This window comes from Nitratidesulfovibrio vulgaris str. Hildenborough (assembly GCF_000195755.1).
GTDB lineage: Bacteria > Desulfobacterota > Desulfovibrionia > Desulfovibrionales > Desulfovibrionaceae > Nitratidesulfovibrio > Nitratidesulfovibrio vulgaris.
Window position 1 is genome coordinate 853,106 of the sequence record NC_002937.3, and the last position, 18,259, is coordinate 871,364.

The 18,259-nt window shown below is 62.3% G+C and carries 21 protein-coding genes; 5 read left to right on the forward strand and 16 right to left on the reverse strand.

Annotated features, from left to right (window positions below; translation table 11 throughout):
* Positions 1-8: 8 nt before the first annotated feature.
* Positions 9-479, reverse strand: a complete 471-nt coding sequence (locus tag DVU_RS03610) for an AraC family transcriptional regulator (RefSeq protein ID WP_010938063.1) — start codon at positions 477-479, stop codon at positions 9-11.
* Positions 480-576: 97 nt separating this feature from the next.
* Here DVU_RS03610 and DVU_RS03615 point away from each other — a divergent pair, with 97 nt between their 5' ends.
* Positions 577-1,512, forward strand: a complete 936-nt coding sequence (locus tag DVU_RS03615) for a GGDEF domain-containing protein (RefSeq protein ID WP_010938064.1) — start codon at positions 577-579, stop codon at positions 1,510-1,512.
* Positions 1,509-1,907 carry an HU family DNA-binding protein gene (locus DVU_RS03620; RefSeq protein WP_014524275.1) on the forward strand — a complete coding sequence of 133 codons (399 nt, stop codon included), beginning with the start codon at positions 1,509-1,511 and terminating at the stop codon, positions 1,905-1,907. Before DVU_RS03615 ends, DVU_RS03620 begins: the two co-directional genes overlap by 4 nt.
* A 292-nt stretch (positions 1,908-2,199) precedes the next feature.
* On the opposite strand, the gene DVU_RS03625 is transcribed toward DVU_RS03620, so the two are convergent.
* Positions 2,200-2,466, reverse strand: a complete 267-nt coding sequence (locus DVU_RS03625) for a helix-hairpin-helix domain-containing protein (protein ID WP_011792717.1) — start codon at positions 2,464-2,466, stop codon at positions 2,200-2,202.
* Positions 2,459-3,823, reverse strand: coding sequence for a glycerate kinase type-2 family protein (locus tag DVU_RS03630; RefSeq protein WP_010938066.1), 1,365 nt, complete (start codon positions 3,821-3,823; stop codon positions 2,459-2,461). The genes DVU_RS03625 and DVU_RS03630 overlap by 8 nt, the downstream gene beginning before the upstream one ends.
* Before the next feature lie 198 nt (positions 3,824-4,021).
* Between DVU_RS03630 and DVU_RS03635 the strand changes: the two genes are divergently transcribed.
* Positions 4,022-4,552 carry a BON domain-containing protein gene (locus DVU_RS03635; RefSeq protein ID WP_010938067.1) on the forward strand — a complete coding sequence of 177 codons (531 nt, stop codon included), beginning with the start codon at positions 4,022-4,024 and terminating at the stop codon, positions 4,550-4,552.
* Between the two features lie 120 nt (positions 4,553-4,672).
* Here the strand turns inward: DVU_RS03635 and DVU_RS03640 are convergent, their stop codons facing one another.
* The 4 genes from DVU_RS03640 to DVU_RS03655 form a co-directional block, all read right to left on the reverse strand.
* Entirely contained in the window at positions 4,673-5,779 is a 1,107-nt protein-coding gene (locus DVU_RS03640) for a pyridoxal-phosphate-dependent aminotransferase family protein (protein ID WP_010938068.1), read from the reverse strand.
* An 88-nt stretch (positions 5,780-5,867) separates the two neighbouring features.
* Positions 5,868-6,716, reverse strand: coding sequence for a glutamate racemase (gene murI, locus DVU_RS03645; protein ID WP_010938069.1), 849 nt, complete (start codon positions 6,714-6,716; stop codon positions 5,868-5,870).
* A gap of 1 nt (position 6,717) precedes the next feature.
* Positions 6,718-7,596: a pyridoxamine kinase gene (locus DVU_RS03650; RefSeq protein ID WP_010938070.1), complete on the reverse strand. Its 879-nt coding sequence runs from the start codon at positions 7,594-7,596 to the stop codon at positions 6,718-6,720.
* 281 nt (positions 7,597-7,877) lie between these two features.
* Positions 7,878-8,828 (reverse strand): sulfite exporter TauE/SafE family protein, encoded by a 951-nt coding sequence (locus DVU_RS03655; RefSeq protein ID WP_010938071.1) that lies wholly within the window; start codon positions 8,826-8,828, stop codon positions 7,878-7,880.
* 154 nt (positions 8,829-8,982) lie between these two features.
* Here DVU_RS03655 and DVU_RS03660 point away from each other — a divergent pair, with 154 nt between their 5' ends.
* Positions 8,983-10,053: a TOBE domain-containing protein gene (locus tag DVU_RS03660; protein WP_010938072.1), complete on the forward strand. Its 1,071-nt coding sequence runs from the start codon at positions 8,983-8,985 to the stop codon at positions 10,051-10,053.
* 241 nt (positions 10,054-10,294) lie between these two features.
* Here DVU_RS03660 and DVU_RS03665 read toward each other — a convergent pair whose 3' ends face one another.
* Positions 10,295-10,642, reverse strand: coding sequence for a DVU0772 family protein (locus tag DVU_RS03665; protein ID WP_010938073.1), 348 nt, complete (start codon positions 10,640-10,642; stop codon positions 10,295-10,297).
* A gap of 275 nt (positions 10,643-10,917) precedes the next feature.
* Here DVU_RS03665 and DVU_RS03670 point away from each other — a divergent pair, with 275 nt between their 5' ends.
* Complete coding sequence (locus tag DVU_RS03670) at positions 10,918-11,157, forward strand: hypothetical protein (RefSeq protein WP_010938074.1); 240 nt, start codon at positions 10,918-10,920, stop codon at positions 11,155-11,157.
* A 126-nt stretch (positions 11,158-11,283) separates the two neighbouring features.
* Here the strand turns inward: DVU_RS03670 and DVU_RS03675 are convergent, their stop codons facing one another.
* From DVU_RS03675 to DVU_RS03710, 8 genes are all read right to left on the reverse strand, one after another.
* Positions 11,284-11,688 (reverse strand): F0F1 ATP synthase subunit epsilon, encoded by a 405-nt coding sequence (locus DVU_RS03675; protein ID WP_010938075.1) that lies wholly within the window; start codon positions 11,686-11,688, stop codon positions 11,284-11,286.
* An 11-nt stretch (positions 11,689-11,699) separates the two neighbouring features.
* Entirely contained in the window at positions 11,700-13,112 is a 1,413-nt protein-coding gene (gene atpD / locus DVU_RS03680) for a F0F1 ATP synthase subunit beta (RefSeq protein WP_010938076.1), read from the reverse strand.
* Positions 13,113-13,130: 18 nt separating this feature from the next.
* Positions 13,131-14,006 carry a F0F1 ATP synthase subunit gamma gene (locus tag DVU_RS03685; protein ID WP_010938077.1) on the reverse strand — a complete coding sequence of 292 codons (876 nt, stop codon included), beginning with the start codon at positions 14,004-14,006 and terminating at the stop codon, positions 13,131-13,133.
* Between the two features lie 16 nt (positions 14,007-14,022).
* Positions 14,023-15,531, reverse strand: coding sequence for a F0F1 ATP synthase subunit alpha (gene atpA / locus DVU_RS03690; RefSeq protein ID WP_010938078.1), 1,509 nt, complete (start codon positions 15,529-15,531; stop codon positions 14,023-14,025).
* 4 nt (positions 15,532-15,535) lie between these two features.
* The gene (gene atpH, locus DVU_RS03695) at positions 15,536-16,087 is read right to left on the reverse strand and encodes an ATP synthase F1 subunit delta (RefSeq protein WP_010938079.1); all 552 of its coding nucleotides are present in this window, start codon (positions 16,085-16,087) and stop codon (positions 15,536-15,538) included.
* Positions 16,084-16,650 (reverse strand): F0F1 ATP synthase subunit B family protein, encoded by a 567-nt coding sequence (locus DVU_RS03700; RefSeq protein ID WP_011792710.1) that lies wholly within the window; start codon positions 16,648-16,650, stop codon positions 16,084-16,086. Before DVU_RS03700 ends, atpH begins: the two co-directional genes overlap by 4 nt.
* Before the next feature lie 36 nt (positions 16,651-16,686).
* Positions 16,687-17,103 carry an ATP synthase F0 subunit B gene (locus tag DVU_RS03705; RefSeq protein ID WP_011792709.1) on the reverse strand — a complete coding sequence of 139 codons (417 nt, stop codon included), beginning with the start codon at positions 17,101-17,103 and terminating at the stop codon, positions 16,687-16,689.
* Positions 17,104-17,879: 776 nt separating this feature from the next.
* Entirely contained in the window at positions 17,880-18,227 is a 348-nt protein-coding gene (locus DVU_RS03710; protein WP_010938085.1) for a bactofilin family protein, read from the reverse strand.
* Positions 18,228-18,259 lie beyond the last annotated feature (32 nt).

An 18,259-nucleotide genomic window follows, 5' to 3' on the forward strand; every position in this document is an offset into this window, starting at 1 on the left:
GTTTGATGTCAGATGGGGGACAGCGGCAGGTGCAGCCGTGTCAGCAATTCGTGGTCGGGTGTGGAGTCGGGTGCGTTGAGGTAGACCTCCACACACGGGGCCTCTCTCGTGATGCGTCCGCTGGCGGGCAACCATTCCCAATACAGTGACGCCCAAACCTCCGCAAGGGTCTTGTGCGGGCCCTTGTGGACGATGGTGGCACAGGGTCCTCCGGCGATGATGCGTACGGACACATACCCGTCGGCTTCGATGTGCTGTGGTACACTTACTCCGGCGTCATACCCCGTGGACTCTGAGGCGAGTCCGCACGGCGTGTCACCAAGGACCCCCACGAAGAGGGTCTCGAAGGTGAGCATCTGGTTGTGGCCCATCCACGCGGACAACTCCTGCCACGCTTGCGGCGCGGCCGTGGCATACGGCCCCGGTGCGTGGATGCAGGCGACCCGCAGGTCGGGCATGTCTTCGATGCGGACGTTCATGCGTGACTCCAGAAACACCAATATACCGCAACATGCAGAGTCGCAACGGAAAGTGGTTTTTATTGACTTTGAAAATCATAATCAATAAAACGTCGACATGACAATCCATGCCAGACGCTCTCTGCCGGGACTCGGCGTCAGGGGACGCATCGCCATCATCTACGTCGCACTGGGCATCCTGCCAGCGGTCGCCGCGCTGGTGCTGCTGCATGACAAGGGGCCCCGTGCCGCTGAAACGGGGCTCGCCCTCTTTGCGGGGGGGCTGCTGGTCTTCATGGGGCCATGCGTCGCGTTGCTTTCGCGATGGGTCGTGTTGCGAGATGTGCGCGAGGTGAACGCCTTCTGCCGTATGCTGCGCCAGGGGCGGTGCGAGGTGGCGTTCACGTTGCCGCCCGAGAGGGAGGATGAAGAGGAATTGCTGCGCCTCAAACGCGACCTCAACTGGATGGCGCATGTCGTGTCACGTCGTGAGGGTGAGCTTCTGTGCAGCCTTTCCGAAACGCTACGCAGCCGCGAACGGTACAGGCGTGAAGCCACGACGGATGCCCTGACCGGGGTTGCCACGAGGGGGCATATGGAATGCGTGGGGCAGGCGCTTGCATCGAGCAGTCTGCCATTCGCACTGCTGTTGTTCGACCTCGACGGGTTCAAGGGGGTCAACGATACCCAAGGGCACGATGCGGGCGATGCTGTGTTGCGTGCACTGGGCGATGTGCTGCGTTCGTCGTGTCGCCAGCAGGATGTGCCGTTCCGTCTCGGGGGGGATGAGTTCGGTGTGCTGTGCCGTGGCATGGACACCGAAGAGGCTCTCCGCCTGGCTCACAGGTTGCGGCGTCTGTTCGCAGAGAAGCGCACAGGCACGACCATGAGCGTTGGTGTGGTCGCCGTGCAAGAGCGAAAGACGTGTGAACCCGGATTGTTGGAGAAGGTGTTCAAGGCCGCCGACACGGCTCTGTATGCTGTGAAGCGATGCGGTGGCGATGGCGTACATGCCGGAGAGGTGGCGTGGACGAGTGAAAAAACGGCGTCATGACTGGCTTTGCACGGCTTGCCCAGTTGACAAGGGCTGCAAGCTCTGTAAAACGGACTGCGCGTAACATCGTACCCAAGGCCGCAAAGCATGTGCTGCCTGAGAAACAGACGGAGATATCCATGACCAAAGCTGAACTTGTTGAGAAGATCCACGCGAAGGCCGGTCTGGCCACCAAGGCTCAGGCCGAGAGCGCTCTTGACGCCACCATCGCCGTCCTCGCCGACGCCATGGCTGCCGGTGAGTCCGTGACCTTCACCGGTTTCGGCAGCTTCAAGGTTGCCGACCGCGCCGCCCGCAAGGGTCGCAACCCCCGCACCGGCGAAGAGATTGTCATCCCCGCTGGCAAGGTGGTCAAGTTCACCCCCGGCAAGCTGCTCAAGGACGCCGTGAAGTAGGCATTCCTGCAGCCGACATTTCGAAGGCCCCCTGTATCGGTAAGATACAGGGGGCCTTTGCATGTCTGCGGGGGCATCTCATCGGAGTGTCAGGGCTGCGTGTCCGGGCACTCCCTCGTGTGATACCTTCCGGCGGCAGCATCACGAGGCAGCGTGCAGGGCTGTCATGCCCTGTCGCCATCGGAGGTGTCAGAACTGACCGAGGCCTTTACGTTTCCTGTCCGCGGATAGCGTTTCGTGCCATACCGCGTGCCCCGGCCCTGCGGTCACTGCTGCGCCGTGCTGCATCCGTTCATGGCTTCCCGCTTTTGCGCAGACGCGACCACCAGAACCAGTCTCGCTGGACGGCCGGGAGTGCCGGGTCTTGCGCCTGTGCAACAGCGCACCGCAACACGTCGAGAACGCACGGGTCATGCGGGGCGCCGTCCAACTGGCCGAGTCTCTCATAGAGCGCTGTCGCCTCATGCCGCGCCAGGGCATCCACGTCATGGATTCCCAGTCGCGCGAGGTCGCGCACCGTAGCAGGGCCCACAGACCGGAGGTCGCGCAGTCTACGCATCGCCGTCGGGCCTCATCGGCATGGTATGGGGCGCATCAACGAGGACGGCGGTGATGTCCATGACGTTGGTCAGTGTCGGGCCTGTGCGAAGCAGGCATCCCGTGCCTTCGAGAAAGGGGTAGGCGTTGTTGTCGTCAAGGTGGCGGTGCGGGTCGAGTCCGCGTTCGCGGGCCGTGCGGAGTGTGAGCCCCGATGCGAAGCCCCCAGCCGCGTCGGTGGGGCCGTCGCTGCCGTCGGTGCCGAGGCAGAGCATGGCGATATGGTCGGCGCCGTCGAGGGCGATGGCGGCGGCGAGGGCCATCTCCTGATTGCGTCCACCCGTTCCGTCTCCGCGCAGGGTGACGGTGGTCTCGCCTCCGGCGAGAAGGCAGCATGGGCCTTCGGCGCACACGAAGGTGTCGGCGGTTCGGAACGCCTCGTCGACGAGTTCGCTGGCCTTATGGCGCGCTTCGCCGGTCATGGAGTCGGTGAGGATGCGCGGGATGTAGCCGCGGGCACGTGCCGCGGTGGCTGCCGCTTCAAGCGCCTGCCGGTTGGTTGCGACGAGCCTGTTCTGCACGTGGTCGAAAAGCGGGTCGCCCGGTTTGGGGGTCTCGGGGGCGTGCCCGGCGAGTCCGTCCTCAAGGCGGCGGCGTATGCTGGCGGGCAGGCGCGTGCCGATGCCGTACCGTGTGACGATGCCGTGGCAGTCGGCATAGGTGCTGGCGTCAGGGGCGGTGGGGCCGGAGGCGATGACATCGAGGTCGTCGCCCACGACGTCGGAGATGATGAGAGAGGCAGTGCGTGCGGGGGCGGCGCGGCGTGCGAGATTGCCGCCGCCGAAGGCCGAGACGTGCTTGCGAAGGGCGTTCACCTCGTGGATGGTGGCTCCGCATTCCAGAAGGAGGCGTGTCGCCGTGCGCATGTCGTCGAGCGATATCCCGTCGCACAGTGCCGGAGTGAGAGCACTTGCCCCCCCGGTGAGGACGCAGAGGACGAGGTCGCGTTCTGTCGTCTGCGCCACGAGGTCGAGTACGTCGTGGGCGGCGCGTTCTCCGGCGGCATCGGGCACGGGGTGTGCGGCTTCGCGAAGCCTGACGCGGCGCAGAGGCATGGTGTGACCGTATTTGACGATGACGAGTCCACCATCGAGCCTGTCCCCTAGCACGCCTTCGAGGGCATGGGCCATGGGGGCCGCCCCTTTGCCCGCCCCGACCACGAGGATACGCTCGTACCCTGCGAGGTCGTAGGGGACATCGCCGATGTAGAGGGTCTCGTCATTGCGGCGGACGTGGCGGTGTACGGCCCTGTCCGGGGCCACGGCACCGAGGGCGGCACCGATGATGTCATTGAGGACACTACGTTGTTCGGGGGTCATGGGGCCTCCACAAAAGAATGTATGTCATGCTATGTTGGCACACGATGACGGTCAAGGAGAGGTCATGCACGCCCGGCATGCAGCCGGGGGCGGGCTGGCCGGAAGGTAGTTCATGCGTAGGGCATGGGGTTGCGCAACGTCGGTTCATCAGGGACGTTGCGAGAGACTCGGGTGTTCGGCAAATAAGGGAGTTGCAGGATGAACAGACTCTTCAATCTGGTACTGGCTGCGGCCCTGCTGCTGTCATTGGCGGGGTGCGCCGTGTATTCCGTGCCGCATGACGAGCGCAGTGTCGGCACCATCGTGGATGACAGCGTCATCGTCTCGGACATCAAGGCCGACCTCGTCGGCATGGACGGCAGTGACGGTCTGGCGACCAAGGTCTATAGCTTCGGCGGGCGCGTCTACCTCGTGGGTGAGCCCAGCGTCTCTTTCCGCGACAAGGCCGTTCGCGCCGCGCGGCAGGTCAAGGGGGTACGCTCCGTGACGCCGCACTGGTTCGCGCCGGGAACGGGGCGTACCATGGATGACACGGTGGTCGCTACGCGCGTGCGTACCAATCTCATCGCCGAAAAGGCCCTCAGTTCGACGCAGATAGAACTGGAGGTATACGGTGGCCATGTGGTGCTGATGGGCATGGTGCGGGCCGCTGCCGACGTGGACCGGGCAGTGCGGGTGACCCGCGCCACGCAGGGTGTCCGTGGCGTGTCGTCATACCTCATCCCCTAGCACGGCTGAAGCTGTCCTGCCGCTGTGATGCGCTGGCAGACTGTGGTGTCGCCGGTGCACAGGACGATCGCCTGAAGAACAAAGGCCCCGTAAGGGGCCTTTGTGTTGTGTCTGACGTCTTCAGCGCATGCCGTGCAGGGTTCCGGCGATGACATCGAGCGCGGCGTCTACGAGGTCGAAATGCGCCTGCGTGCCCATGTGCCCAATTCTGAACACCTTGCCTGCCATGGGGCCGAAACTGCCTGTTATGGCGAGGTCGCGCTCAAGCAATGCCTGCTTCCAGCGCGGCCACGAGATGCCCACGGGCAGGTTCACGGCCGTCACCGTGGGCGAGTTGACCGCGTCGGGTGCCGTCCACAATGAAAGGCCAAGTTCAGCGATACGTTTGCGGCAATGGGCGGCTACCTCGGCATGACGCCTGAACACGTTGTCCATCCCTTCGCGCAGGATGGCTTCGGCCCCGGCGGCCAGTGCGGCGATGCCGTGCCAGTAGGGGGTATAGGGGCAGCGGCCCTGCCTCTGTACGTTGCGGAACGGGGCCAGGGCGTCATACCCTTGGTAGCCGACCTCTTCGATGCGTTCCCACGCGGCGGGGCTCACTCCGACGAAGCTCATGCTGGGCGGGGCGGCAAGGCATTTCTGCGAACCGCCGAGGATGAGGTCGACGCCCCATGCGTCGGCTTCGACAGGTGCCCCCCCGACACTGGCCACGGCATCCACGTAGAACAGGGGCACCCCGAGTTCACGGCGCAGGTCGCCGAGGGCCGCAAGCGGGTTGAGCGTGCCCGAAGGTGTCTCGCAGTGGACGGCGGTGAGCATGTGCGGCCTGAACCGGGCGATGGCCTCTTCGATGGGTGCCAGGGCCTCGCGGGTCGCCCCTATGGTCTCGTCATAGGGGAGGGAGACCTTGCACACCTCGCAGCCGATGGAGGCTGCCATGTCGCCGATGCCGTCGCCGAAGACGCCCGTACCCACGGAAAGCACCTTGTCTCCGGGGCGCAGGGTGCTCTTCAGCGCCCCCCAGAGGGCGAGCATCCCCTCGCCTGTCATCAGCACGACGTCGTTGGCCGTGCCCATGAGCGCTCCGAGGGCCACGCCCGTATGCGTGTACAGAGGCATGAAGGCCTCATCGACCTGCCCCGAAGGATAGTCGCGCGCAAGGGCTGCGAGCACATCGGGGTGCAGGGTGACGGGGCCCGGAACCATGGGGATGGTGGTATAGCGCATGTGGTTGCTCCTTGCCCGGGTGGCGGTGTGGCAGACGACCGGCCCTCGCAAGTCCGGCTCATGCCTGCCTGATAGTCCGGTGGCTGGCCTACAGGTCGACAAGTTCCACTTCATCCGGGGCGATGGGCGTTCCGAGGAACAGCCCGCCCGTGCGGGCGAAGCGTGGCACGTCATCGGTGGTGAGAAAACGCGTCGTTCCGCAGTCGTCACCATGCTGCGGGTGGATGAGGCCGCGCGCATCGAGTTCCTGATGCACGGCGAAGGCGGTGGTCGCCGCCGAGTCGACGATGACCACGTCAGGCCCTATCACGTTGCGGATGGCGCGCGCCAGCAGGGGGAAGTGCGTACAGCCAAGCACGAGACAGTCGGGAGTCTCGACACGGTCGCTGCCAGAGGCAGGCTTGAAGATGGGGTCGAGGTAGCGGGCGGCGATGCTCTCGGCTATGGGGCCGTCCACCCAGCCTTCTTCGGCGAGGGGAACGAACAGGGGGCAGGCCTGCCCCACGATGTGCGCCTGCGGGCGCAGGCGATGGATGGCCTTGTGGTAGGCGCGCCCACGGATGGTGGACTCGGTGGCGATGACAGCGATCCTGCCTTGTAGCGATGCGCGACAGCTTGCCTGTGCCCCCGGTTCCACGACGCCGATGACGGGAATGCCGGGGTAGGCCTCACGCAGGGTGTCCAGCGCCACCGAGGTGGCTGTGTTGCAGGCGACCACCAGCAGCTTGATGCGTCGTTCCACAAGCTTGGATGTGGCCTGAAGCGCATAGCGGGCGATGGTCTCGGAGCTCTTTGTACCGTAGGGCAGCCGGGCGGTGTCGCCAAGGTAGAGCATGTCCTCGCAGGGCATACGCTGGCGCAGGGCCTTCAGCACGGTAAGCCCCCCCACGCCGGAGTCGAAGAGGCCGATGGGCAGGCGGGCTTGTTCGACGGTCATCCTATTCCTCCAGAAGTTCGTAGCTGCTCATGGTGACAGGGGCGCGAAGCGTATCGAGCACCCGTTCGAGCAGAATGCCTTCACGGCTTGGCGAGTTGTGGCCGAAAGTGGCGCGGATGCCCATGGTGACGAACTGCACGGCGCGTTCGATGGCGATGGGCAGACTGTCGCCCTGCAGGATGCTGCCCGTCAGCACGCTGGCGAACGTGTCGCCGGTGCCGGGGTAGTGGGCGGGAATGTACTGGCAGTCCACTTTCCAGAAGCGGTCGTGCGGACGGTTGTAGGCGACCACCGATGTTGTCGTTCGGCTGCCCTCCACCGGAACGCTGGTCACCACGGCCACATGGGGCCCCATGGCGGTGAGGCGGCGCAGCCAGTCCTTGAGGGTCGGCTGGTCGATGTGCTCACGGTAGGGTTCATCCAGCAGCAGGGCGGCTTCGGTGAAGTTGGGCGTGATGATGTCCGCCTTGCTCACCAGCCAGCGCATGCGATGCACCATCTCCATGTCCATGGTGGGTTCGAGTTCGCCGTTGTCGCCGAGTACGGGGTCGACCACGGCGAAGCCGTCAGGAGTGCGGAACATGTCGATGCACTGGGCCACGATGGCGACCTGGTCGGGAGAACCGAGAAAGCCCGAATAGATGGCGTCGAAGCGTATGTTCAGGGACTTCCAGTGGTCGAAGAAGCGGCGCATCTCGGCGGTGAGGTCGATGAAGCTGAACCCTTTGAACCCGGATGTATGGGTCGAGAGCATGGCCGTGGGCATGGGGCAGACCTGTATGCCCATGGCAGAGAGCACGGGAATGGCGACCGTGAGCGAGGTGCGGCCGAAGCCTGAAAGGTCGTGGATGGCCGCAACGCGGGGTACGGGGCTGCGCACGGGGTCCTCCTTGTTCACGTCCGGTGGATACATGGCACTCCTTGTGGCCGGTATGCCGGGGCTGCGCACTCAGACGGCGAAGCCCCGGAACGCGGGCCAGCGGTGGGGACACCATCACGGAGTGGCGAAAAAGGCAATAGTCGGACGAGTGCGCGTTCCAAGAGAATCGAGTGGAGAACATGAAGGAGGGACGGGGGGAGGAGAGCCTCCGGTCATCCTCTCGGTGGAGGATGACCGGAGTATGATGCAGGGAGGGACGCGGACAGGGCTTGATGCCCCGGTCAGAAGAAATAGCCGGCGACGTAGCGTGTCGCCGTGGTGGCGAGCACGACAGCGAGCATCCACTTGATGAGGCGCGCAGGCACATGCTTCTGGCACCGTGCGCCAAGATACATGCCGCACATCCCCCCGAGGCCGAGCATGAGGCCGAGCATCCAGTCGGGGGATACAGAGAGGGCCGGATAGAACGGGGCGATGCCCATGTAGAACAGGACGCCTGCGATGGATGTGACGAAGGTGCCCATGAGTGCCGCCCCGGCTACGGTATGCACCGGAAGCCCGAAGACGGAGATGAGGAACGGGGCGATGATGGCGCCGCCGCCAATCCCGTACGTGCCGCCTATCATGCCCACCACGAGGCTGAGGATGAACGTGCCCTGCACCGGGAAGGTATGGGGTTCACCATAGAATTCGTATTCGACGGTGCGCCATGTGCGACGGACGACACGGGTCGTGGGCAGGCTTTCGGGGGCGACGCCCAGCGCCTCGGCCTGGGCGCGGTGGCGGGCGGCAAGTTCGGCGAATCGTTCGTCAGCACGTGCCTTGCCATTGCGTGCGGGGCGCAGCAGGTCGCGTACCATGCGGAAACCGATGTACAGCAGTACCAGCCCCACGAAGAGCTTGAAGTCGCGGGCATCGGGAAGCCACCTCACCCGGAGGAAGGCGCCCACGAGTACACCGGGCAGTGTGCCCGCGACGACCACCCATACGAGAGGCCAGACCATGCGTCCTTCGCGGATGTAGCGGGCGACACCGCTAGGGATGGCGACGATATTGTAGAACTGGTTCGTGGCGCTCACCGAGGGGGCGGTGTAGCCAAGCACGGACATCTGGAAGGGCAGGAGCAGAAACGCTCCGGAGATGCCTCCCATGGAGGCGAAGAACGATACGACGAAGGCGACACAGACGGGAAGCAGGGGATTGGCTTCGATGCCGGCGGTGGGAAAGTACATGGGCACCTCCACGATTATTTGAGGCACGAAAATATCATGTATCGTGTCAGTGAATCTAGCGTACAAGCCCGAACTTGTCACGAGGTTTCCGCGCCCTGTATCATGCCGCCAACGTCTTTGCCGCCACACGGTTCATCGGAATAACGGAGATTTCATGGAAGGTTCCCTCGAAACGCTTTTTGCCGGCGTCGCCTCAAGAGCCAATCCGGCAGGCATGCTCACCATTCCGGACGAGGTGCGTTGCCTCGATACCAACGACCTCGAAAAGCTCGAGTCCGCGTTCAGGGCATGGGTCGCCAAGGGACGAGGCGCAGGAGTCACGTTGGCACGCAGGCGTATTCTCGCTCTTTTCCTTCTCCTGCGGCATACGGGGGCACGTCTGGGAGAAGCCTCGGGTCTGGAGGGGCGGTCGCTTGTGCTTGAGAAGGGGCTGGTGAGGCTCGGCACGCCACCTCGCGATGTGCTCGTGGCGGAGACTGTGCTGGCAGAGATAGTGGGACTGGTCACCACGGGCGGAGGGCGTGAGTCGCCCGTGCTCCCGGAGTATCCCTTCGCGGTCGACCCGGGGCATGTGCGTCGCAAGTTCTACGCGTGCGCAGAGGCTGCGGGACTCGGGCGTGAGATGGGGTCACCATCGGTCTTGCGGCGTTCGCGGGCTGTGGAGTTGCTGCGGGGGGGGGTGCCTCTCCCCGCCGTCCAGCGGCTTCTGGGGCATGGCAATGCGGAACTCACCGCCGCCTATGTCGCCGTGCCGGATGACGCCATGCGTCGTATGGTGGGGGATGCCCTCGACAGGGAGCAGCGCAGAAGCAGTGCCCGCAACGCCTTCTTCGGCAGGGTAGAGGACGTCCGTATCGGGGATGTGCAGGCTTCAGTGCGTCTGCAGACACCGACCGGGCTCGAAGTGCTCGCCATCATCACCAATGACAGTCTCGAGGCCCTCGGTCTCGCACGGGGTGCCTATGCCCTCGCCGAGGTGAAGGCACCGTGGGTCGTACTGCAACGCGGTGAACACCCGCGCTCCAGTGCGGGCAACGTCTATCCGGGAGAGGTCGTCCGTGTCCGCAAGGGGGCTGTCTCGGCTGAGGTCATCGTGAGGCTCGATGCTGGAACGGAGGTCTGTGCCGTCCTCGCCGCTGACACTCTGGCGACGCTTGAACTGTGCGACGGGGCTCATGTCTGGGTCGTGATCAATGCCCTCTCTGTCATCCTCAATGCCGTATAGCGGCGCGTGTCGATGGCGAGGGGGGACACCGGGCCACATCTCCGGCGGGAGTGGCATTCGCTGGATGGCGCGTAGCGAATGGCTGTTGCATGCTCCCCTGCGCCGTCACGACAGGGAATCGTAACGGTCAGCCGATGTCGCGGCGAGTCCACCCGGTGCACGGATGCGACAAAGGCCCCGTGAGGGGCCTTTGTATGACGTCATCATGCCGTTCATGCGGTGGTTGCCTGCAGGCCACATCTCATTCGTGTCCGAGTTCCTTGCGCAGCCAGGCCTTGATCTCGGGCGTCGGTTCGAAAATTCCCTTCAGGTCACCGTATTCGTTGAGGAAGCTGTTCGCGAGTTGCTCGGGAAGGGCCACCGTTGCAAGTTCCTCGGCATGTTCCGAGTTGCGCCTCACAAGGCGTACTACGGGCCAGCCTGCCCATGTATCGACCACGAAGTAGGTGGATACGTCATCCTTCGAGCGCACAGGCGGATACTCCGCATGCCAGTCGTTGTTGCCCCATTCCAGATACATGGTAACCGCATGTTCAGGGGAAAGGTTCCAGTCTATATGGTGTCCGCTGAATGCCTTGAGGTCGTTCATGGTCTCTCCTCGTAGTTTGAAGGGACGGGCCGGACTGCCACTTCCGGCCCGTGGGTAGGCCCTTGCTTGTGAAGGAGTGCATGCCTGAGGAAGCATCACTTGAGTCAACAATAACTATTACTGATATGGTGTCAAGCAGGTTTTGAAAACACGAGGGCTTGACCTCGTGCGCCATGTATGACTTTATCAGGATTCAGGAGACCTGAGCAGGTCAAGGGCGGCCCGGTTGATGCGGCCGTATCGTCAGTAACCCCCAACCAGACAAGGGAGAGTTCATGATGAAACCCGAAGAGTTCGCCCAGCGTTTCATACAAACCGCTGAACAGATGGGCCATGTGCTCACACCGGGAGGGAACGTCATCTGCGATGGCGGCAAGAACATCTCGCCCGGCAAGGTGCAGGTCCTCTACAAGCGCTACGGCGAAGGATGCGTAGGCTGCGCATCCAAAGAGTTCCAGAACGATGCGCGCGGGTTGAAGCTTTTTCGTAGCATAGCGGAACGCGCCCTCGGGTAGCAGAACGCGTTTGCTTCCTGCTGCGCAACATTACGTAGCACCCACTGCTGTCACTGTGCTGCCTGCATGAAAAGAAGGCGGGCCGGAGTTTCCTCCGGCCCGCCGTTGTCGCGTATGGAGCGGCCCTTAGGCGTTGCCGCGTACACGCATGCGTGCAAGTGCGCGCTGCAGGGCAGCTTGCGCCCGAGCGTGGTCGACCTTTTCCTTGATCTGGGCAAGGCGTTGCTCGGCGCGGTCCTTGGCTTTCCGGGCTCTGTCGATGTCGATGTCCTCGGCACGTTCGGCGGATTCCGCAAGCACGGTCACCTTGTTGTCCGAGACCTCTGCAAAGCCGCCGGAGACGAAGACATGGTGCGTCTTGCCATTGGCCTTGTAGTAGAGGCTACCAATCGCCAGAGCGGACAGGAAGGGGATGTGGCTCGGCAATACGCCGAACTCGCCTTCGAAGCCCGGGGCACCCACGTAATCAACCTGCTCGCTGAGAACCAGCTTGTCAGGCGTCACGATTTCGAGGTGGAGCGACTTTTCCATTGGTCAGCTCCTTACTGCTCCTGGCGTTTCTTGTACTTCTCCAGAGCCATTTCGATGCCGCCCACCATGTAGAAGTCGCCTTCTGCGAGGTGGTCGTAGTCACCGTTCAGGATGCCCATGAAGCCCTTGATGGTGTCTTCAAGCTTCACGTACACGCCGGGCGTGCCGGTGAAGGTTTCTGCGACGTGGAACGGCTGCGAGAGGAAGCGCTGGATGCGGCGCGCGCGGGCGACGGTCAGCTTGTCCTCGTCGGACAGTTCGTCCATGCCGAGAATGGCGATGATGTCCTGAAGGTCCTTGTACTTCTGGAGTACCTGCTGAACCTGACGGGCAACGCCGTAGTGTTCAACACCCACCACGTTGGGGTCGAGGATGCGCGACGTGGAGTCGAGCGGGTCAACCGCGGGGTAGATGCCGAGTTCTGCAATCTGACGGGACAGAACGAGCGTACCGTCAAGGTGCGAGAACGTGGTTGCGGGCGCGGGGTCGGTAAGGTCGTCCGCGGGGACGTAGACGGCCTGAACCGAGGTGATCGAACCCTTGGTGGTGGAGGTGATGCGTTCCTGCAGGGCACCGAGGTCGGTACCGAGGGTGGGCTGGTAACCAACCGCCGAAGGCATGCGGCCGAGCAGTGCCGACACTTCCGAACCCGCCTGGGTGAAACGGAAGATGTTGTCGACGAACAGCAGCACGTCCTGGTTCTCGACGTCACGGAAGTACTCCGCGCAGGCGAGGGCGGTCAGGGCGACGCGGGCACGGGCTCCTGGCGGTTCGTTCATCTGGCCGTAGATGAGTGCGGCCTTCTCCAGAACGCCAGCGTCCTTCATTTCGTGGTAAAGGTCGTTCCCTTCACGGGTACGCTCACCAACACCGGCGAACACGGAGATACCGCCGTGCTGCTTCGCGATGTTGTTGATCATTTCCATGAGGATAACCGTCTTGCCGACGCCTGCGCCGCCGAAGAGGCCCATCTTGCCGCCCTTGGGGAACGGGATGAGCAGGTCGACGACCTTGATGCCGGTTTCGAGCAGTTCAACCTTGGTGTTCTGTTCGGTGAACTCGGGAGCAGCGCGGTGAATCGGAAGCGACTTGTCCGCGTTGATGGGGCCGAGTTCGTCCACGGGGCGACCCACGACGTTCATGATACGGCCAAGGGAGGCCTTGCCGACGGGCACCATGATGGGCTTGCCGGTGTCGGAGGCTTCCATGCCGCGCACGAGACCTTCGGTCGCGTCCATGGCGATGGTGCGCACGATGTTGTCGCCAAGGTGCTGGGCAACTTCGCAGACGAGGTCGGGCGCGTCCGTGTTGTTGGGGTTCTTGATATCCAGCGCGTTCAGAATGTTCGGCAGCTGGCCGCTCGGAAACTCGACGTCGACGACGGCGCCGATAACCTGAACGATCTTGCCAATGTTAGCACTCATAGATCTTACGCTCCCTTATTAACCTTTCAGCGCTTCAGCGCCGCCGACGATGTCCATCAGGTCGCGCGTGATCGAAGCCTGGCGTGTCTTGTTGAAGAGCAGCGTCAGTGCGCCAATCATGTCGTCACAGCTCCGGGTCGCGTTGTCCATGGCCGCCATACGGGCAGCATGTTCGCTAGCGGAGGTGTCGAGCAGACCACGGTAGATCTGCACCTTGATGAACCTGGGCAGCAACTCAGCCAGCAGGCCCTCGACAGCGGGTTCGTAGATGTACTCCTTGGAAGGTGCGGCTTCCGCCTCATCCTTCTTCTCGGAGGCAATGGGCAGGATGGGCAGCGTGATGGGCAGCTGCTTCGCCGTGCTCACGAACTCGCCGTACACCAGTACAACCTCGTCAAGTTCGCCGGTCAGGTAGTGGTTGATGACTTCCAGACCCAGCTTGTTGGCCAGTTGGAAGTCGAACGAACCCATCTGGTCGGCGATGGCGGTGACAACTTCGAAGTCCGCCTTGCGGATGGTGTCACGACCTTTCTTGCCCACACAATAGAACTTGACGGTCTTGCCTTCGGCGGCCTTCTGCTTGGCCAGCTTCAGCGCGGTACTGATAAGGTTCGCATTGAAGCTGCCGCACAGCCCGCGGTCGGAGGTGGCGAGAACGATACCACAGGTCTTGATCTCGTCACGTACCTCGAGCAGCGGATGCGCGGAGCCGTCCGCCTTGCTGGCGAGGTCGCCGAGCATGCCATAGAACTTCTCGGCATAGGGCCGGAACCGTTCTATGCGCTGCTGGGCACCGCGCAGTTTCGCCGAGGCCACCATGTTCATGGCCTTGGTGATCTGCTTGGTCTTTTTTACGCCAGCAATCTTGACTTTGACGTCTTTCAACGAAGGCATCTGCTACCTCCCGGTCCTAGGCCTGGTAGCCTTTTTTGAACTCAGCGATCGCAGCCTTCAGACGGTTTTCGATATCTTGGTCCAGAGCCTTCTTGGTCTTGATGTCATTCAGAATGTCGGCCTTGCCGCTTCTGAGGTAATCAAGCATGGCGGTCTCGAACTTGCGGATGTCGGCAACCGCGACGTCGTCCATGAGGCCACGGGTGGCGGCGTACATGGAGGCAACCTGCTCTTCGGTCGGCATCGGCTCGTACTGGGGCTGCTTGAGCAGTTCCACGAGACGGGCACCACGGTCGAGCTTCGCCTTGGTTGCCTTGTCGAGGTCGGAGCCGAACTGGGCGAAGGCGGCCAGTTCGCGGTACTGTGCAAGGTCGAGACGCATGGTACCGGCAACCTGCTTCATCGCCTTGATCTGCGCGGCGCCACCCACTCGGGAGACCGACAGACCGACGTTGATGGCGGGGCGGATACCTGCGTTGAACAGGTTGGGCTCAAGGTACACCTGACCGTCGGTGATGGAGATAACGTTGGTCGGGATGTACGCGGAAACGTCACCAGCCTGCGTTTCGATGATGGGCAGGGCGGTAAGCGAGCCGGCGCCGAGCGAGTCGTTCACCTTCGCCGCGCGCTCGAGAAGGCGCGAGTGGAGGTAGAAAACGTCACCGGGGTAGGCTTCACGTCCGGGCGGGCGGCGGAGGAGCAGCGACATCTGGCGGTAGGCCACGGCCTGCTTGGACAGGTCGTCGTAGATGATGAGCGCATGCTTGCCGTTGTTACGGTAGAACTCGGCCATGGTGCAGCCGGAGTATGCGGAGATGAACTGGAGCGGAGCAGGCTCGGAAGCGGTGGCGGAGATGATGGTGGTGTATTCCATCGCACCGTACTTGCGCAGGGTGTCCGCAACAAGGGCAACCGTGGCCTTCTTCTGGCCGATGGCCACGTAGAAGCAGTGGATGTCCGTGTTCTTCTGGGCCAGGATGGCGTCGATGCAGACGGCGGTCTTGCCGGTCTGACGGTCGCCGATGACCAGTTCGCGCTGGCCGCGGCCAATGGGCGTCATGGCGTCGATTGCCTTGATGCCGGTGGGCATGGGTTCATGCACCGACTTACGGGCGATGATGCCGGGAGCCTTGAGTTCAACGGGACGGAATTCCTTGGCGTCCAACGGGCCGAGGCCGTCGATGGGCTGACCAAGGGGGTTGAGCACGCGGCCCATGACCGCATCACCCACGGGCACAGAGAAGATCTTGCCGGTACGCTTGACCGGGTCGCCTTCCTTGATCTGGGTGTCGTCACCGAGAAGAGCAACACCGACGTTGTCTTCTTCAAGGTTCAGCACCATGCCCATGAGCCCGCCCGGGAACTCAAGCAGTTCCATGGCCATGGCGTTCTGGACACCATGGACGCGGGCGATACCGTCACCGACGTACAGTACGGTGCCGGTTTCGCTCATCTCCACGCGCTGCTCGTAGCTCTGGATTTGCTCTTCAATGATCTTGCTGATTTCTTCGGCTTTGATCTGCATAGCCCTACTCACCCCTCTTGATGTTGTCTTTGAGGATTCCCAACTGGGCCCGCAGGCTTGCATCGAGAATCCGATCGCCGACCTTCAGCACGACACCACCCAGAATGTTCTTGTCGACGCTGAATCCCAACTCAAGCTTGCGACCGGCCTGGGCCTCGAGCTGGGCCTTGACCTTGTCGCGCTTGGCGTTCGCAAGTTCGATGGCCGTCACCAGCTCACCGCGGATGACGCCCTTTTCGGCATCGAGAAGAATTCCGTAGTACGCCTGAATATCCTGGATGAAGGCAAGGCGTTCACGGTCCGCAAGCAAAAGGCAGAAGTTGCGGACGGTGGGGCAGACCTTGAGTTTGTCCAGAAGCTTCGCAATGACGTTGCGCTTCTCATCCGGGGTGAAGACCGGGTTGCGGAACATCCTTACGAGTTCAGGCGCGGTCTCAAGAGTTCCGGCAAGAGCAGCGAGGTCGTTGCCGAACGTCTCGAGGTCCGAGAGTCCCGACTTCTTGCCCAGGGCAAACAGCGCCCGGGCATATCTCCGTGCGACGATGTTGCCGGTCAATTGAGCACCACCTTGGTTAAGTATTTGTCGATGAGCTTTTCGTGCTCGTTGGCCGTGAGCTTTTCAGCCAGCAGCTTCTCGGCGGCAACGATGATCTCGTCGGCCATCTGGGCGCGCATGGCGTCGATGGCAGCCTTGATTTCGTTGTCGGCGGTACGCTTGGCCTGCTCGGTGATGAGCGACGCGGACTTCTCGGCCTTATCGATGATAGCGGCCTTGATGTTTTCGCCCTGAGCACGGTAGTCGGCCAGAATGGCCTGACGTTCGCTCTCAAGGTTCGCGATGCGACGCTCGACCTCTGCAAGCTGCTTCTTGGCTTCGGTCTTACGGGTTTCGAGATCGTTGAGCTCCTGCTCGATGCCCTGGCGACGTCCGGTGAAGAAGCCCACTATCTTCTTGCCGGCCGCCTTCCAGATGATCCCTGCGAAAATGACGAAGTTGACGACGCGGAACGCGAAGTTACCCCAGTCGGGGCCGTGTCCGCTGTCGCCGGAGGCATAGGCCATGCTCGCAAAGAAAAGCGTCATGGCTCCTGCCGCTGCCGTGATTTTCAGCCCTTTCAATGCCCAACCCTCCTTGCTGTGCGCTCGGTGCGCTGGTTATCCGAGGACCTTAGCAGTAGCCTTGGCGGCGAGGGCACCCACCTGGCTCCTGAGGCTGTCCATGGCCGTGGCGACCTGGGCGGACACATCGGCGCGGGCCTTGAGCAGATAGTCCTGTGCCTCCTTGTTGGCGGCAAGAACGATATCATGCTCGCGGGCCTGCCCCGCTGCCCTCGCCAGTTCGCGTTCGGAAGCGGCTTCCGAACGTGCCTGTGCGAGGATTGCCTCATAGTTCTTGATCTTGGCCTCGGCCTGGCCGGAAAACTGCTCGGACTCTCCGAGCAGCCCCGCCATCTTGTCCTGCCGCTGCTTGATGATCTCCCGAACCGGACGGATCAGGAGAGCGTTGAGCACGACCAGCGTGACAAGAAAGTTCACCAGCTGGAATAGCATTGTGATGTTTAAATCGATCATGCCTGCTCCCTAGGTGAGGTTGTGAATTAAAGCTCAAAGTCGGATTGGCTTTAGCTGTTTTCAACCCTTGTGTCAAAAGCTTTTTTCTTTGCATTCGCTTCTTTGCGACCATTTTCAAGGCGCAAGTGTGCGGTATGGTGATGTAAAATCACACAAGTCCCGCGAGGCACCCAAAAAGACGTCTTTGCCTGTTCGTACTTTATTGCAGCTATCCGATCTCACTGATGTTATTGTTTGAGAGAACACTCAATTCTGGGCCGCTTGCATCAGTCCGCGCTCGAAATGCCATTTCGGAACGCCTTCATTCCATAGCCGGGGTGCAGATGAAAAAAAAGCCCGTCTAACCGACGGGCGTGACGAATGCGAATGTGCTTGTTTTCGGGCTTCGCCGGGTGGGCTCGCGTGTCGCTGCCCGGCGTGATGCTGCCGTATCCCAAGGGGACGTGCCCTTTGCCGTACCTGCCGGATTCTCTGAAAGGCCTCGGTGATAAGAGGGGAATCCCGTAAAATCCTTAGGGCGTATGCCGCAAAGCGTGTCTTGCCATTGACACGCCACGCAGGGAGGATGGGGCAAACGCGACCATGACTGCGCCTGCATACGCTCATACCCTGATGAGTGGGGTTAAAAGGGCCTACAGCGGGTTTCCGTGGTCATATGCGAGAGTGTGTGCGAAGCGGGGGCTTCGCGTCTCCTGAGGCCTTCTGGGGCTGTTCGCGGCCTTGCTGCCAAAGAGCGCCATGCCGGGACAGGTGGTTCTTTCTGGCTATAGTCGAGCTTACTGTGCGGTGGCGGTGCTGTCTGCACCCATGTGCACTTCGCCCTCGATGCGGGCACCGTCTTCCATGATGAGCGCAGGTGTGCGGATGGTGCCGTTGATGATGCCGGTCTTGTGGATGACGATCTTACGTGTCGCTGTCACCTCTCCGTTGACGGTACCGCTGAGCACGAGTTGGCCCACATTGAGCGTGCCGTCGATGATGGCGTCGGTGCCGACGATGAGTGTGCCGTCGGACGTGATCTCGCCGGTGAATGTACCGTCGATGCGCACTGCACCCTGAAAGTTGAGCTGTCCTTGGTAGCGGGTTCCCGAACCGAGGAAGGCGTTGATTTCATCTTTGCTCATCACTGGCTCCTGATGTGTGTTTGCAGCGGCAG

What these genes read in the sequence shown, in the direction of transcription:
- DVU_RS03630 (WP_010938066.1), bottom strand. Translation starts at nt 3,823, where the DNA reads ATGACCCCCGAACAACGTAGTGTCCTCAATGACATCATCGGTGCCGCC.
- DVU_RS03610 (WP_010938063.1), bottom strand. Translation starts at nt 479, where the DNA reads ATGAACGTCCGCATCGAAGACATGCCCGACCTGCGGGTCGCCTGCATC.
- DVU_RS03625 (WP_011792717.1), bottom strand. Translation starts at nt 2,466, where the DNA reads ATGCGTAGACTGCGCGACCTCCGGTCTGTGGGCCCTGCTACGGTGCGC.
- DVU_RS03635 (WP_010938067.1), top strand. Translation starts at nt 4,022, where the DNA reads ATGAACAGACTCTTCAATCTGGTACTGGCTGCGGCCCTGCTGCTGTCA.
- DVU_RS03675 (WP_010938075.1), bottom strand. Translation starts at nt 11,688, where the DNA reads ATGGAAAAGTCGCTCCACCTCGAAATCGTGACGCCTGACAAGCTGGTT.
- atpA (WP_010938078.1), bottom strand. Translation starts at nt 15,531, where the DNA reads ATGCAGATCAAAGCCGAAGAAATCAGCAAGATCATTGAAGAGCAAATC.
- DVU_RS03685 (WP_010938077.1), bottom strand. Translation starts at nt 14,006, where the DNA reads ATGCCTTCGTTGAAAGACGTCAAAGTCAAGATTGCTGGCGTAAAAAAG.
- DVU_RS03705 (WP_011792709.1), bottom strand. Translation starts at nt 17,103, where the DNA reads ATGATCGATTTAAACATCACAATGCTATTCCAGCTGGTGAACTTTCTT.
- atpD (WP_010938076.1), bottom strand. Translation starts at nt 13,112, where the DNA reads ATGAGTGCTAACATTGGCAAGATCGTTCAGGTTATCGGCGCCGTCGTC.
- DVU_RS03620 (WP_014524275.1), top strand. Translation starts at nt 1,509, where the DNA reads ATGACTGGCTTTGCACGGCTTGCCCAGTTGACAAGGGCTGCAAGCTCT.
- murI (WP_010938069.1), bottom strand. Translation starts at nt 6,716, where the DNA reads ATGACCGTCGAACAAGCCCGCCTGCCCATCGGCCTCTTCGACTCCGGC.
- DVU_RS03640 (WP_010938068.1), bottom strand. Translation starts at nt 5,779, where the DNA reads ATGCGCTATACCACCATCCCCATGGTTCCGGGCCCCGTCACCCTGCAC.
- DVU_RS03710 (WP_010938085.1), bottom strand. Translation starts at nt 18,227, where the DNA reads ATGAGCAAAGATGAAATCAACGCCTTCCTCGGTTCGGGAACCCGCTAC.
- DVU_RS03665 (WP_010938073.1), bottom strand. Translation starts at nt 10,642, where the DNA reads ATGAACGACCTCAAGGCATTCAGCGGACACCATATAGACTGGAACCTT.
- DVU_RS03615 (WP_010938064.1), top strand. Translation starts at nt 577, where the DNA reads ATGACAATCCATGCCAGACGCTCTCTGCCGGGACTCGGCGTCAGGGGA.
- DVU_RS03660 (WP_010938072.1), top strand. Translation starts at nt 8,983, where the DNA reads ATGGAAGGTTCCCTCGAAACGCTTTTTGCCGGCGTCGCCTCAAGAGCC.
- DVU_RS03670 (WP_010938074.1), top strand. Translation starts at nt 10,918, where the DNA reads ATGATGAAACCCGAAGAGTTCGCCCAGCGTTTCATACAAACCGCTGAA.
- DVU_RS03655 (WP_010938071.1), bottom strand. Translation starts at nt 8,828, where the DNA reads ATGTACTTTCCCACCGCCGGCATCGAAGCCAATCCCCTGCTTCCCGTC.